The sequence below is a fragment of the Nitrosospira sp. NpAV genome (genome assembly GCF_000832065.1).
In the GTDB taxonomy this organism is placed as follows: domain Bacteria; phylum Pseudomonadota; class Gammaproteobacteria; order Burkholderiales; family Nitrosomonadaceae; genus Nitrosospira.
Map to the genome: position 1 here is coordinate 1 of NZ_JXQM01000059.1, position 1,264 is coordinate 1,264.

Consider the following 1,264-nt stretch of genomic DNA (forward strand, 5'->3'; position numbering starts at 1 on the left):
GGAAGAACGGGTTATACCGGCTTCTGGAGGAGCATGGCCCGGCCTGCATGGTGGGCCGGCAGTCACTCCCGTCCCGACGTGCGGTAAGAACCCGAAGCCGACACCCAAGGGAACAATAGAGCCGAAGAAAGGAAAATATAAAGATCAAAAAGTCACCTATCACCATCGAACGGGCAAACATACAAAAGTCGCCGAATGCCCGGTAAGCGAGCTGGTGAACGCCACGACAATCGATCCCGCACAATTGGCAGGTGAATTGGGAAGATTTGTGCAGGCCTGTAATGCCAAAGACAGAAGCTACGGCAGCCAGCTGGGTAAAGAAGGCTATGACGACTATGGAAAACTTATGCTTGAAGCACTCGAGAACGGCAATCCGGATGCGGGATATCGTACTACCGCATCTGGAGATATCGGCCTGCACTTGGGGGGCAGAGGTTGCGCGACCAGCGCAACATACGAAGTGAAGGATGACGTGCCCAATGATCCCAAAGCACAATTCCATCTCTACCCAGTGTCGTAGCGACAGGAGATAACATAATGTCCACACAATTTATGACCGAGCCACCGGAGAAGACAAAACATCAAATCTCTCGTCAGGGATCTCACTCATCTTCCTTCCACTCATCTCAGAATGGGTCTTCCTCCCCCATACTTCAACTGCAACGAACACTGGGCAACCAACGTGTCGCGCAATTGATCCGGGCCAGGCGCCTCACGCCGCAAGGCGGGATTATCGGCCTGCAGCCCAAGCTGACGGTCGGCGCGGCGAATGACCAATACGAGCAGGAAGCCGATCGCGTCGCCCACCAGGTGATGAGCATGCCGGATGCCGCCCCGGCAAATTCAACGCAGGCAACCATAGCGCGAGCCGCTTTGCCGCAAGGGGTGCCCGGAGAAAAAACAACGGAGGAAGACGAAGACAAGATACCGCAAACCTCAGCGCCAACCGCCGCCTCCATCACGCCATTGGCCCAGCGGCAGATGGAAGAAGAGGAAGCGGAAGACAAGGAAATGCCGCTGCAGGCGAAACCCGCCCAAACGGGCGAAAGGCCGCTACAGCGGCAGACCCTGCCGGAGGAGGAAGAAGCCGAACCGATTCAGGCCAGCCCTGCCGGATCGCTGGCCGACAGCTTCGAGGCGGGAGAGGACGTCGAATCCCGTCTCAACCGCAGCAAAGGCGGCGGCAGTCCTTTGCCGGATGCCGTGCGCAGCTTCATGGAGCCGCGCTTCGGCATGGATTTCAGCCAGGTGCGCACCCATACCG

General features: G+C 57.8%; 2 protein-coding genes. Both read left to right on the top strand.

The features are described from left to right. Positions 1–520: hypothetical protein (locus SQ11_RS17655; RefSeq protein WP_041515062.1), on the top strand; the 520-nt coding region annotated here is incomplete at its 5' end. Positions 521–537: 17 nt separating this feature from the next. Beyond that, positions 538–1,264, top strand: a 727-nt coding sequence (locus SQ11_RS15285) for a DUF4157 domain-containing protein (protein ID WP_156972532.1), incomplete at its 3' end; no start/stop codon positions are given.